The following is a 13,137-nucleotide window of genomic DNA, read 5'->3' as shown; positions in this document are numbered from 1 at the left end:
ATGTTTATCTGTCGAGAGAGGGGGAGGTCGGGTCTATGGCTCAACAGGAACGAAGCGTCCGGACGCGGGCGGCCATTCTGCGGGCGGGTGCCGAGGTTTTCGCAGAACTGGGCTTCGCGGGGGCGAGCGTCAGCAAGATCACCCGTAGGGCGAACCTCACGCTGGGGGCGCTCTACTTCCACTTCGAGTCGAAGGAGCAGTTGGCGCGGGAGATCGTCCGCGCGCAGCCGGCGCTGGTGACGTCCGAGGCGGCGACGGGCCTGGAGGGCGCCGTCGACATCACCCTGGCGTGGGCGACACAGCTCACGAGGGACCCCCTCCTGCTGGCGGGCGCCCGACTGGTCATGGACCAGGAGTACTTCGTCCGCAGCGAGGAGGGCAATTCCTACCGCCAGTGGACCGAGGTGCTGCTGCCGTACCTCCAAGAAGCCTCCACGCGGGGCGAGTTGCGGCCGGACGTGAACGTGCTGTCCCTCGCCCAGCTCGTCGTGAACGCCTGCACGGGGGCGCAGATGAACTCCCAGCTCGACAGCGGCCGGAGGGATCTGCCCGAACGGCTGCGCCAGATGTGGACCCTTCTGCTCCCGCTGGTCGCGACCGAGGAGGCCACGAGCCGCGTCATGGAGGAGCTGGCTCCGCTCGGGCACGCGTCTCCCGTCGCCGAGGGCACGCGGGCCTGATCGCCCCGGAGGACTGCCGCGACCGTCGCGAATGGCGTTCAATCGGTCCATGCCATACGCATCGCGAGCGTTACAGGGGAGAACGGTCATGATCACGGGGGCGTCGAGCGGCATCGGCGCCGCCGCCGCGCGGCTGTTCGCCGAGGAGGGCGCGGCCGTCGTGCTGATGGCCCGGCGCAAGGACAGGCTGGAGGAACTGGCCGAGGAGATCCGGGCGGGGCGGGGGAGGGCGCTGGCCGTGCCGGGGGACGTCCGGAGGCCCGAGGACGTACGGGAGGCGGTCACCCGGGCAGTCGAGGAGTTCGGGGGCCTGGACGCCGCGTTCAACAACGCGGGGACGGGGACGTTCGGCAGCGCCCTCCACGAACTCGACGAGGACGCCTACGACACGGCGATGGACGTCAATGTGAGGGGCGTCTGGAACTGCATGCGCCAGCAGATCCCCGTCATGCTGCGGCAGGGGCGCGGCGGATCGATCGTCAACACATCCAGTGTCGCCGGCCATTCGGCGACGGGCGCGACGGCGCCCTACATCGCCGCCAAGCACGCCGTCCTCGGCCTCACGCGCGCCGCCGCGTCCGAGTACGGGGACTCGGGGATCCGGGTGAACGCCCTGATGGTCGGGGCCACCCGTACGGCTCTTCTGGAGCCCTACACGGACGGCACGCCCGAGGCGGACGGGCGGTTGGCCCGGCGCGCGGTGCAGAAGCGGCTGGCGGACCCGGACGAAGTGGCGCAGGCCGCGCTCTGGCTGTGCGGCGACCGGGCGTCCTTCGTCACCGGCGGGGCGATCGCGGTGGACGGAGGATGGAGCGCGGTGTGAACCCCGGGGCGGCGGGTTCCCCTCGGGGCCGCGTGTACGCGCGGCGGCGCCGACGGGGCGGATCCGGCGCCTCGCGCCCGTGGTGCACGGCAGCCGTCGGACGCCCGCCCCCTCCGCGGGGCGGACCCGTGACAGACCTGCCGCCCGGCCCGCGCCCGCCGGTTGATCGCGCCTCCGTCTCCCCGCCCCCACCCGCGTCACGCGCCCCCGCGCCCCGCGTGTCCCTCGTCAGACGCGCAACCGGGCCGACGGCCGGGCGACCCGGGGGAGCGGGGCGGCCGGGATGGTGCGGGAGAGGCCGTCCGGGTCGATCTGCGACAGTTCCTGGTAGCAGCAGGCGGCCGAGACCAGCGTCACGTGACGGTGCCAGCCGGGGTACGACCGCCCCTCGAAGTCCTGGAGCCCGAAGCTGCCCTCCAGGCGGCGCACCACCCGCGGTGTCGTCGCCTGGAGCGCTGCCAGCTCCAGGAGTTCCTCGACCGACAGGTGGACCAGCGTGGTGAGCCAGGCCGAGGCCGGCCGCTCGCCCTCCCGGGGCACCTCGGCGAACAACCGGTAGAAGCGCTGCGGTTGAGGGCCGCGGGGCAGACGGACCAGCCCGGTGACCACGCGGGTCAGGCGGGTGGGGCGAAGCTGGCCGGACTTCAGGACCGAACGCAGGAGTTCGCCCTCGGTCTCCAGGAAGCGACGTGCGCTCACCGGCGAGCCGGGGGCGTCAGGACCGGCCCCGAAGGAGTGAGCGGGCAGCGTCGGCAGGACGGGCAGGGAGTCGGGAACGGCGGCGACGAAGTCGTGCGCCCGCTCCCGCAGACCGTGGAGCAGCCGATCCGACTCCTTGTACTCGCGCAGGTCGGCCACGAGCGGCAGCGCCGGGATTCCGCCCGCGGCCAGGCCGTCGGCCAGGTCGAGGACGTGGGCCCACGCAGGCACGGGCTGGACCGCCTCCGGAATCCGGGTGCGGCGGCGTAAGCGGTCCTCGCTCCACTCGCTCGGCAGGTGGAGCCGCCAGTCGACGGGGACGTGGCTGCTGCCCGTCGCCAGGAACTGGCCCACTCCGACCTGGCAGTTGATGGTGCGACCGAGGGACGGCACGAACCTGCGGTGCACTCCGCACGACTGGTCACCCCGCTTGGGGACGAGGGCGATGCCGACCGTCCACGCCTTGGGGCGCGCCCGGCGCTCCACCCAGCGCTTGAGCTCGCTCCGGGCCGGCTGCCATTCCCACGGGCTGGCGTTGACGAAGCGGTGCAGGGACTGGGAGGCGGTGGGGGAGTCGGTGATGGCGGCGGCCATGCTGCGCATCGACTTCCTGCCCGAGACCGCCAGAAGCCCCATCAGGTACGCGGCGGCCCAACGGCGCTGGTCCGCACGTGGCAGGTGTGCGAAGAGCTGATCGGCGAAACCGGCGACACGCTGCTCGGCTTCGAGGGCGGACAGCCGGTCCGCGCCGAACGCGACTTGGTTCATGGGGGGGCTCCCGGGTGCGGCTCTGGGGGGTGATGCCAGAAGAATAATAGGGGTTGCTATTTTTTTAATCGGGACGAACCAGCCACTCCTGCACTTCCGGAGTCGGCGCTGTGGAGTAAGGGCTTGCTCTGCGTGAACCAGCCAACCGTGATCGACGGGCTTGTCGCCGCTGACCTGCGAGGTCACACTTGCCGCCACGACCGCCGGACATGCAGAGGTCGGCCCCTCGGCCGCGCCTGGCGAGAACGGGTCCCGGGCGCGTCGTCCCCCGGGTGGAAGGCCGTACGGTGCTCCGCGCGTGGACCGGGCAGGGGCCGGCGAGGCCGCCCGTCCCGCGCGCGTCGCGTGGGTCGTATACGAGGTGCGGCCTGCCATCCTGCCCCGCCGACGCCCCAGCGCGGGCGTCCAGTTGACCATCGACCAGCGCACCGGAGACTTGCATGACGAGACAGTTACGTGCGGTACGCACCCGACAGGCGCTGGTGAGCGCCGCGGCGGCCGAGTTCGATCGGAGCGGGTACGCCGGCGCGGCACTGAACAGAGTCTGCCGGGCCGCCGGGATCACCATGGGCGCCCTGACGTTCCACTTCGCGACCAAGCAGGAACTGGCCTCCGCGGTGCAGTTGCAGGGACAGGCCATCACCCGGGCCGCGCTGGCCGATCTGCCCGCGGGGCCCGCGCCGGCCCTGCACCGGGCCATCGACGTGACGCTCGAACTGGCCCGGCTGCTGGAGGAGGAGCCGGCCGTGCGCTCCGCCGCGCGGCTCAGCCGCGAGCGGCCGGACGAGGACCTCGCGTGGACGACGTCCTGGATCGCGGCCCTCCAGGAGCTCTTCGGCCAGGCGTACCGGGACGGGCAACTGCACGCGGCCGTCCGCCCCGAGGACCTGGCCACGCTGTCGCGCTTCCTGATCCTCGGCGCCGAGGACCGCGCGCGTGCGGAGTGCGCGCGGAGCGGTGCGGAGGCCCGTGAGCCGGGCGCGGTCGAGGAGGTCAGGCAGATGTGGGGGATCATCCAGCGCGGGATCTACGGACCGTCCCGCGGCGAGACCTCATGAGGTGGCCGCCCGCGGGGCGTTCGCCGGAACGCCGTCGGCCGCGGAATCCCGCGCCCGCCTCGCCGGCCCTGGAGCACGCATTCCGCACCGCCGATCCCGTATCACCGACCTCACGAATCGATTTTCGTCACACCGGCCCCACAGTGGCGTTTCCGCCCAAGAGGGAAGTGCGCTGCATTCGCATCTTTGCGCGAACGGCGGCACGATTTTCGCGAGTCGGCATTGCCGCCACCGCCACGGGCGCGGATCGTGGAATCGGCAACCGACACACATACGAGGGGCGACCCGTGGTGGAGACGGAACGGACCGGCGCGCATTCCGCGCGGGTGGCGACAGTCGTCGTGTGGCCCCAGGCCCCTCCCGGCCCCGCCCGGTGGATCTTCTGTGGCGTGTCGGAGCGGCCGGGTGCCGTCGCGGGCCGCCGCCGGACGGCGCCCGGGACGTAGGCCGCCCGATCCCGCCCCGCCGTCCGGGGCGGGATTCCCGGAATTCCCGCAGCAGTTCCGCCTTTCATCTGCCGCGTCCGCTTTCAGCGGCGGTTCCACCGTTCGACCAGCTCGGACTTCCGGCTGCCCATTTCCGGGGCGGTCAACACCGCAATGCCTTGAAAAGGCTTCCGTGGAGGACTTCATGGCGACAGCTCAGCGTAGGGACGCAGTGGTGGTCGGGGGAGGCATAGCCGGATCCGCGCTGGCGGCGGCGCTGGCGGGGGACGGCTACGACGTCCTGCTCCTGGAACGGCAGACCGTCTACCGGGACAAGGTGCGCGGCGAGGTCATCAACTGCTGGGGCGTGGTGGAACTGCTCCGCCTGGGCCTGGAGCAGCAGTTGCTCGACGCCGGCGGCACCTACATCGACCGCTTCATCGGTTTCGACGAGATCGTCGACCCCGAGACCGCCCGCGCCAACGCCCTCCACCTGGACGACATGCTGCCCGGCATCCGGGGCGTGCTCGACGTCGGCCACCCCGAGGCGTGCGAGGCGCTCGCCTCCGCCGCCGCCGAGGCCGGGGCCACGGTCGTGCGAGGCGTGGGGGACGTCATCGTGACGGGCGGATCCCACCCGAGCGTGCGCTACGAGCACGACGACGTCGAGTACGAGGTGCCCTGCCGCATCGTCGTGGGCGCGGACGGACGCACCTCGACGGTCCGGCGCCAGCTCGGCGTCTCCCTGACCCAGACCCCGCCGAACTCGCTGGGCGGCGGCATGCTCGTGGAGGACCTCCACGACTGGCCCGGCAACGTGACCTCGATCGGCACCGAGAAGGACCTGCTCTACTTCGTCTTCCCCCGCGAGGGTGCCAAGGCCCGGCTGTACCTCCTGCACGACGTGGCGCAGAAGGGCCGCTTCGCCGGCCCGACCCGCCAGGCCGACTTCCTCAAGGCGTTCCAGCTCGACTGCATCCCGAACAGCGAGATGTTCGCCGCGTGCACCCCGTCGGAGTCCTGCGCCTTCTACCCGATGAACGACGCCTGGACGGACGGCCCCGTCGTCCCCGGCGCGGTGCTCATCGGTGACGCGGCCGGATGGACCGACCCCGTGGTCGGGCAGGGCCTCTCCATCGCCCTCCGGGACGCGCGCCTGGTGTGGGAGGCGCTGCGGTCCCACACCACGTGGTCGCCGCAGATCCTCAAGGCGTACGTGGACGAGCGCGAGGAGCGGATGCGCCGCCTGCGCATCTCGGGCTCGGTCCGCACCGCGATGAACATGACCTTCACCCCCGAGGGCGCCGCCCGCCGCAGGGCCTACGCGAAGGCGTGGCCCACCGACCCGGTGCTGGCCGGCTCCCGGCTCGCCACCTTCAAGGGAGCGTTCGGTGTCGACGCCGAATCGTTTCTCCCCAGCACCATCCAGCGCCTGCTCGCCCTCGGCTAGCCGGCGCCGGACCCGAGCACCCCATCGCATCGAAGGGACTCCGCCATGCACGTGAAGACCGACGCCGCAGACGTCCGGATCCGGAAGAACGGCTGCGACATCCGCGAGCTCTACCCCTGGCAGGGGGTGGTCGCGCCGCCGTGGAACAGCACCCTGTGCTCCATCCGGCCGACCGAGTCCAGCACGCCCCACGGCCACGCCACCGACGAGACCTTCATCTTCGTCAGCGGCCAGGGCCACCTGCGGGTCGGCACCGAGCACCGCCCGATCACCCCGGGCGACGTCGTCTACATCCCGCACGGCACCGACCACCAGGTCACCAACACCAGCGAGACCGACCCGCTGACGTTCGTCAGCATCTACTGGCTCCAGCCCGTCGCGCCCGCCGAGGACGCGTGATGACCGGAACCCCGAGCGCCGACGCCCCCGCGCCCCGGCGCGTCAACGTCACCTTCTCGCCCCCCACCCCCAACGGCGACCTGCACCTGGGCCACCTCTCGGGACCCGTCCTCAACAGCGACGTGTGCGCCCGGTCCCAGAAGGTCCTCGGGCACGACGTGGCCTTCGCCACCAGCACCGACGACAACCAGACCTACGTCGTCACCACCGCCGAACGCCTCGGCACCACGCCCGAGGCGCTCATCCAGCACGCCCTCGACAGCGTCACGAAGTCCCTCGAACTGGCCGGCGTCGACGTCGACCTGTTCGAACGACCGGACGCCGACTACACCGCCTACGTCCGCTCCTTCTTCACCAGGCTCTGGGAGCACGGCGCCTTCGACCTGCGCGAGGTGGAGCTGCCGTACGACGCGGAGACCGGCGAGTACAAGGCCGAGGCCTTCGTCACCGGACGCTGCCCCACCTGCCTGGCCCACGCCCGGGCCGGCGTGTGCGAGGCGTGCGGCCTCTACAACCTCCCCGGCGCCCTGCTGCCCGTGGCGGACACCGCCTCGGCCCTCCCGCGCCGCCCCGTCTCGATCTGGGTCCTCGACCTCGAACGCCACCGGTCCCTGATCGCCAACTGGTACCGCACGAGCGACGTCCAGCTGCGCCCGGACCTCGCCAAGGTCGTCACCGACACGCTCGCCGGGCGGCTCCCCTACATCCCCGTCACCTACCCCAGCACCTGGGGCATCACGGTGGACTGGGACGGCCCCGACGTGCACCCGCAGGCCATCAACGCCTGGCCGGAGATCTACGTCGGACATCTGTACTGGCTCCAGCAGGCCCGACTGGACACCCGGGCCGAGTGCGACGAACTCGTCCAGTTCATCGGCATCGACAACGGCTTCTACAACGCCTTCGTCTACGTCACCCTGGGACTGCTCGCCGCACGCCACGGCATGCCGGTGCACCTGCCGAAGACGCGCACGCTCACCAACCAGTACTACATGCTGGAAGGGCGCAAGTTCTCCACCAGCAAGGGAGACGTGCGCTGGGCGCACGACTACCTGGAGTCCGTCGGCCGCGACCGGGCGCGATTCGTCCTCGCCCTGACCAGCCCCGAACTCCAGCAGGCGGAATTCAGCGAACCCATCGCCGCCGACACGATCGCGGCACGCTACGACGCCCCGCTCGCCACGATCGCCGGAGCGCTCGAAGCCCTGACCGGCCGCCACATCGACACGACCCCCTCACCCTGGTGGGACGCCGCCCTCCAGGCCTCCCGCCGGCGCTTCGAGGACGCCTACCGGCTGGAGAACTTCAGCGTCCGCAAGGCGGCCGAGGCGGTGGCCCTCCACCTGGAGGTACTGGCCCTGCGCGCCGCCGACATCCGGCCCGACGACCCGGGCGAGGTCTCCGGCGCCCTCCGCTTCCTGTGGGCCCTGCGCACCCTGGGCTGGCCGGTCACCCCCGACCTCGCCGAGCACATCTCGTCCGCGTTCGCGGGCCCCTCGACCGTCGGCAAGGCACCCCTGCTCGCCGATCTCGCCACCACTCCGGACAACCCGTTCCGCGGGCTGACCGTCCCGGCCGCCCCCACGGCGACCACCCCGTGAACCGCGGGGCCCACCGCCCCGCACCCCGCACCCGCACACCGAGAAACCTCATCCTCCAAGGAGACCCGTCATGCTGCGCACCTTCATGAACTCCAAGATCCACCGCGCCACCGTCACCGACAGCAACCTCAACTACGTCGGCTCCATCACCATCTCGCCCGAGCTGCTCGACGCCGCCGGCATCGGCGTCCACGAGCTGGTCCACGTCGTCAACGTCAACAACGGCGCCCGCTTCGAGACCTACACCATCCTCGGCGAGCCGGCCAAGAACCAGGTGATCGTCAACGGCGCCGCCGCCCGTCTCGTGGAGACCGGCGACAAGGTCATCATCATCAGCTACGCCCAGCTCACCCCGGACGAGGTCGCCGACCACAAGTCCCGCGTCGTCCACGTCGACGACACCAACGCGATCACCGAGACGGCGCTCCTCAGCGCGTGAGCCCCGGGACCGCCGTCCCGCAACGACGTTCCTGCATGCACGACAAGTCGAGGATGCGTGAACAGTGACAACCCATGAGATCCACCCGGTGCTGGGAGTGGGGTTCGGACCCGCGAACCTCTCCCTGGCGGTCGCGCTCGAAGAGCGCGGCCGCCCCGGCCTCGCCCGCTTCATCGAACGGTCGCCCGGCTTCCAGTGGCAGCAGGAGCAGCTCCTGCCCGGAGCCGACATCCAGAACAACCCCTTCCGGGACCTCGCCATGCAGCGCAACCCGGACAGCCCGCACACCTTCGTCAAATACCTCGCCGCCCGCGGCGGCCTGACGGAGTACCTGCACCTGAACACGAAGTTCCCGCTGCGCAGGGAGTACTCGGCCTACCTCGCCTGGGTCGCCGAGGCCTTCCGCGAGCAGGTGGACTACGGCCGGTCGGCCGCGCACCTCTCGCTCGTCGAGGGCGAGGACGGCAGCGAGCTGTTCTGCGTCGAGACCGACGACGGCGGCCGGTACCTCGCCCGGAGCGTCTCCGTGGGAACCGGGCGCTCGCCACGGATCCCGTACGTCTTCCAGAAGGGCCTGGGGGAGAGCGTCTTCCACTCCACCCGGTACCTCTCCTCCATCGAGCGCTTCAAGGACAAGGCGATCCGGGTCGCCGTCGTCGGGGCCAGCCAGAGCGCGATCGAGATCATCCTCGATCTGCTCGGCCGGCCCAACGTACGACAGGTGACCTCCGTCCACCGGGGCATCGGATTCCGGCTCAAGGACACCAGCCCCTACAGCCGGCAGGTGTTCCTGCCCGAGTTCGTCGACTACTTCCACCCGCTGCCCAGCGTCAGGAAGCGACAGCTCCGCGACGAACTGCGCTCGATCAACTACGCGGCCTGCGACCAGGACGTCATCGACCGACTGGTCGGCGCGCAGCGCGAGTTCGACCTGGCGGGCTCCGACCGGCTCGTGATGCGGCCCTTCCGCGAGGCCGTCATCAGCAGGCCGCACGGCGAGGGCCTGCGCATGGTCCTGCGCGACATCAACCACCTCACCGAGGAGACCCTCGACGCCGACGTGGTCGTCCTGGCCACCGGCTTCCGGGACTTCGGGAGCGAACCCGGCGACGAGCCGTACCACCCGCTCCTGGAAGGCATCGCCCACCGGCTTCCCCTCGACGAGGAGGGCACCCCCGTCGTCGCCCGGGACTACTCGATCGAGCTGAAGACGGAGGCAGGCACCCCGCGCCCGCTCAAGGTCTACCTCAACGGCCTCTGCGAGGCGAGCCACGGCATGGGCGACGCGGGAGCCCTGGCCATGCTCTCGGTACGGGCGACCGACATCGTCGACTCGCTCCTGCGGCACGAGACCCGGGAGAGCGAACCGCTGCTGGCCGCCGGGACCACGCCGTGACCTCCTCCACGGTCACCGCCGACGTCGCCGTCGTCGGCGGCGGGATCATCGGGCTGGCCACAGCCGAACGGCTGACCGCCCACGGTCTCACCGTCGTCGTCATCGACCCGGCAGGCATCGCCGGAGGCGCCACCAGCGCCTCCGGCGGGCTGGTCCGCGCCTTCGACCTCTCCACCACCCGCCGGAGGCACGCCACCGCCGGCCTCGACCTCTACCTGCGCCGCGGCCACCGGGGCACATGGCCTGCGCTGCGCCGCCAGGGCAGCCTGAGCCTCGTCGCGCGCGCCGACCTCCCCGAGGCCGTCACCGCGGTCGAGGACCTCACCGCGGCCGGCCACAAGGCGGACATCCTCACCGCCCACGACCTCGCCACCCGCTTCCCCGGCCTGGACGTGCCCGAGGACCTGGCCGCGGTGCACGAACCCGACGCGGGCTGGCTCCCCGTCACACAGGTGGCCCACGCCATGGCGCGCGACGCGGGCCCCCGGCTCCGGCTGATCCCGGAGCGGGCCACCCGCCTGCTCACCGGCGGCTCCCGCGTGACCGGCGTCCACACCACGGCGGGACCCGTGCGCGCCCGGGCCGTCCTGCTGGCCGCGGGCGCCGCCGGCACCGGCCTGGCCGCGACCGCGGGCGTCCACCTGCCCCTGCGTACCCGCGCCGTCAGCTACTGCCTGTTCCGCGTGGACGACCCCGCCGGCCTCGCCACGCTCCCCACCGTCGTGGACCGCACCACCGGCGCCTGGCTGCGCCCCTGGGGAGCGGACGCGCTCGTCCTGGCCGGAGTCTCGTCCCGGGAGACCGACGTCCCCGAGGCCGTACGCCGGGGCGTGCCGCCGGAGGAGGAGGCGCGCGTCCGGGCGGTCGTACGCCACCGCTACCCGCGACTGGCCGCGGCGCCGCTCGCGGGCGGGGTCACCGCGTACGACGCCATGGCACCGGAGGGCGACGGCGAGGTCACCGCGACGACCGGGCTCGACGGCCTGGTCACCGCGACCGGCTGGAACGGCGGCGGCTTCAAACTGGCGCCCGCGATCGGCGAGATCGCCGCCGCGCTGCTGCGGGAGGAGGCCACCCGATGACGTCCGTCGCGCGCCTCAACCCCACCGACGAGATGCTCCACCGCGCCGCCGACACCCTGGGATCCAGCCGGATCGTCCAGGTGCTGTGGACCTTCCCGGACCCGGTGCCCCGGAGCGCCCTCCAGGCCGCCTGGGAAGCCCTCGACCGGGGTCGCCTCAGCCGCCGGGCCCGGCACGCCCACGTACCCGGAGCCCGCCGCAGCTGGATTCCGGCCACCAACGAGGAAGCCCTCCACACCACGTCGACGCCGCTGACCGACGCCACCCTGACCGACTGGATCGACACCCAGGTCAAGGCGCCGCTGCACCCCGGCGGCACCGCCCTGTGGCGGCTGGCCGCGGCCCCCTACGGCGAAGGCACCCTCGTCTCGCTGACCGTGCCGCACTTCCGCTGCGACGGACTGGGCATCTTCAACGCCATCGGCTCCGGCGGGCACGACACCCGCCCCGCACCCGCCCCCCGGCTCCTCGACGACCTGGCCGACCTGGCGCGGCAGACGCTCCACGGCGGCCTGGCCGCAGCGCACTGGGTGCCGACGACCCTGGCCGACCCGGCCCGGCGCGAACGGATCAGGACGGCCCTCCACCCCCCGCCGGCACCCAGAGCCGCACCCCCGGCCGCACCCCGCTTCTTCACCTCGGCGATCTTCGAGACGGACGCGGCCCGCTGGCAGCGGCAGGCGGACCGCTTCGGCGGGACGACGAACAGCCTCTTCATCGAGATCGCCGCCAACCTCGTCCGGACCGCGGCCGCCGACGACCCCGCCGAACCCTTCGACGTCGGCATCCCCGTGAGCCTGCGGCGGACCGCCCACGACGCCCGGGCCAACGCCCTCGTCGTGATGCCGCTCACCGTGCCGGGCGGCCCCGCCCGACACACGAGCCTCCGGCAGACCAGGGAAGCGACCAGGGAACTCCTGGAGGACACGGGGGAGCACAGCGCCACCCTCGTCCCCGAACCCCTGTGGCACCTGCTCCCCGCCCGCCACGCCGATCGCCTCAAGAACCCCGGCGCGCAGCAGACCACCGTCGTCGCCTCCAACTTCGGCCGCGCTCCCGACGCGATCGCCCGCTTCACCGGCCGCACGGCCACCGGCATCGCCGTCCGCACCATGAACGTGCCCGGCGTCCTGCCGGACCGGGCCCGCCTGCGGGCCTCCCTGTGCCTCCTGCGGACCGGGGACCGGCTGACCGTGACCGTGACCGGCATTCCCGACCGGTTCGGTGACGCCTCGTCGCTCCGGCGCCTCGTCCACGAGGAGCTGGCGGCCTGGGACCTGACCGTCCACCGCTGGTGGGGCGCCCCCTCGCCGCACCGAGTGAAGGAGCCCTGACGCGATGCCCACAGTTCCCGCGGCTGCGCTGCCGGACCGCTGGTTCCGCACCACGCCCGACTCCGCCCTGCTGCCCCGCCCGCGCCTGCTGGCCCGCTCCCTCATCGACGTCGCCGACCTGGACGACCGCATCCGCGCCTACGAACGGCTCACCGGCACCCCCGCCGACCTGCGGATGCCGATCCCCGACTTCGGCGGCCTCGAACTCGCGGCGGTCGGCAACATGCTCCTCATCGCCAGCGCCCGTCCCTTCACCCCCATCCAGCGCCGCACGGCCTACTCCGTGATCGTGCCCTCGCTCGACGGCGCGCTGCGCAGGCTGGACCAGGCCGGCGGCACCGTGCTCGAACCCACCGAGAACATCCTCCCGGGCAGCCGGGCCCGCGTCCGGTTCCCCGACGGCGCGATCGCCGAACTCGTCGAACACCGCCCCAACCCCGGCGAACGTCCCCGCCCACCGGAGCACCGCGACACGACCCTGGACACCGGCGTGCGACTCCTCCTGCGCAAGGAGGTCAGCCGGAGCGTGTTCGCCTCCCTCGTAAGGCTCTACGAGACGGTCCTGGGCACCGACTGCGACTCCCTCGTCCACCTGGACGCCCCCGGCGCCATCGAACTGGCCACGGTCGGCAACCTCCTCCTCGTCGGCACGGACCGGCCGGAGACCACCCGCACCGCGGACGTCCGGCTGGCCCTGATCACCTCGGCACCCGGGGACATACCCGGAGCCCGGCCGGCCGGCGAGCGGCTGGCCCGCCTGGAGGACGGCTCCGTCGCCGAGGTCTGGGACAGCGCGATCGGCCTCCCCACCCGGCCGCTGCCCCTCGGGCCCACCACCGGCGGGACCGATGCCCCGTGACCAGGACACACGAGGTCCGGCGCCTGGACCGGGTGATCATCCGGTTCGCGGGTGATTCCGGTGACGGTATGCAGCTCACGGGTGACCGTTTCACGTCGGAGACGGCGTCGTTCGGGAACGATCT

At 72.4% G+C, this 13,137-nt stretch carries 13 protein-coding genes; 12 read left to right on the top strand and 1 reads right to left on the bottom strand.

What is annotated here, in order from left to right; translation table 11 throughout:
• Positions 1-35 precede the first annotated feature (35 nt).
• Both ACF1BN_RS36975 and ACF1BN_RS36970 read left to right on the top strand, forming a co-directional pair.
• Positions 36-680, top strand: coding sequence for a ScbR family autoregulator-binding transcription factor (locus tag ACF1BN_RS36975; RefSeq protein ID WP_392335990.1), 645 nt, complete (start codon positions 36-38; stop codon positions 678-680).
• Between the two features lie 49 nt (positions 681-729).
• Positions 730-1,503 carry an SDR family NAD(P)-dependent oxidoreductase gene (locus tag ACF1BN_RS36970; RefSeq protein ID WP_392335989.1) on the top strand — a complete coding sequence of 258 codons (774 nt, stop codon included), beginning with the start codon at positions 730-732 and terminating at the stop codon, positions 1,501-1,503.
• A gap of 228 nt (positions 1,504-1,731) precedes the next feature.
• Here the strand turns inward: ACF1BN_RS36970 and ACF1BN_RS36965 are convergent, their stop codons facing one another.
• Entirely contained in the window at positions 1,732-2,970 is a 1,239-nt protein-coding gene (locus ACF1BN_RS36965) for an IS701 family transposase (RefSeq protein WP_392335988.1), read from the bottom strand.
• A gap of 440 nt (positions 2,971-3,410) precedes the next feature.
• Here ACF1BN_RS36965 and ACF1BN_RS36960 point away from each other — a divergent pair, with 440 nt between their 5' ends.
• The 10 genes from ACF1BN_RS36960 to ACF1BN_RS36915 all read left to right on the top strand — a co-directional run.
• Positions 3,411-4,028 carry a TetR family transcriptional regulator gene (locus ACF1BN_RS36960; protein WP_392335987.1) on the top strand — a complete coding sequence of 206 codons (618 nt, stop codon included), beginning with the start codon at positions 3,411-3,413 and terminating at the stop codon, positions 4,026-4,028.
• 630 nt (positions 4,029-4,658) lie between these two features.
• Positions 4,659-5,903, top strand: coding sequence for an FAD-dependent oxidoreductase (locus ACF1BN_RS36955; protein WP_392335986.1), 1,245 nt, complete (start codon positions 4,659-4,661; stop codon positions 5,901-5,903).
• Between the two features lie 45 nt (positions 5,904-5,948).
• On the top strand, positions 5,949-6,302 hold the full coding sequence (locus ACF1BN_RS36950) for a cupin domain-containing protein (RefSeq protein ID WP_392335985.1): 354 nt from the start codon (positions 5,949-5,951) through the stop codon (positions 6,300-6,302).
• Entirely contained in the window at positions 6,302-7,903 is a 1,602-nt protein-coding gene (locus ACF1BN_RS36945) for a class I tRNA ligase family protein (protein ID WP_392335984.1), read from the top strand. The genes ACF1BN_RS36950 and ACF1BN_RS36945 overlap by 1 nt, the downstream gene beginning before the upstream one ends.
• A gap of 70 nt (positions 7,904-7,973) precedes the next feature.
• Positions 7,974-8,342 (top strand): aspartate 1-decarboxylase, encoded by a 369-nt coding sequence (gene panD / locus ACF1BN_RS36940; RefSeq protein WP_376603247.1) that lies wholly within the window; start codon positions 7,974-7,976, stop codon positions 8,340-8,342.
• Positions 8,343-8,406: 64 nt separating this feature from the next.
• A complete protein-coding gene (locus ACF1BN_RS36935; protein ID WP_392335983.1) occupies positions 8,407-9,738 on the top strand; it encodes a SidA/IucD/PvdA family monooxygenase in 1,332 nt (443 codons plus the stop codon).
• Positions 9,735-10,820 (top strand): NAD(P)/FAD-dependent oxidoreductase, encoded by a 1,086-nt coding sequence (locus ACF1BN_RS36930; protein WP_392335982.1) that lies wholly within the window; start codon positions 9,735-9,737, stop codon positions 10,818-10,820. Before ACF1BN_RS36935 ends, ACF1BN_RS36930 begins: the two co-directional genes overlap by 4 nt.
• Positions 10,817-12,154, top strand: coding sequence for a hypothetical protein (locus tag ACF1BN_RS36925; protein WP_392335981.1), 1,338 nt, complete (start codon positions 10,817-10,819; stop codon positions 12,152-12,154). The genes ACF1BN_RS36930 and ACF1BN_RS36925 overlap by 4 nt, the downstream gene beginning before the upstream one ends.
• 4 nt (positions 12,155-12,158) lie before the next feature.
• The gene (locus tag ACF1BN_RS36920) at positions 12,159-13,013 is read left to right on the top strand and encodes a VOC family protein (RefSeq protein ID WP_392335980.1); all 855 of its coding nucleotides are present in this window, start codon (positions 12,159-12,161) and stop codon (positions 13,011-13,013) included.
• Positions 12,938-13,137 (top strand): hypothetical protein (locus ACF1BN_RS36915; RefSeq protein ID WP_392336015.1); only part of this gene is annotated, 200 nt, incomplete at its 3' end. The genes ACF1BN_RS36920 and ACF1BN_RS36915, both read left to right, overlap by 76 nt.

This window comes from Streptomyces sp. NPDC014861 (assembly GCF_043081625.1).
GTDB lineage: Bacteria > Actinomycetota > Actinomycetes > Streptomycetales > Streptomycetaceae > Streptomyces.
Note: the sequence above shows the minus strand (reverse complement) of the source record. Positions and strands in the feature narration are given on the sequence as shown.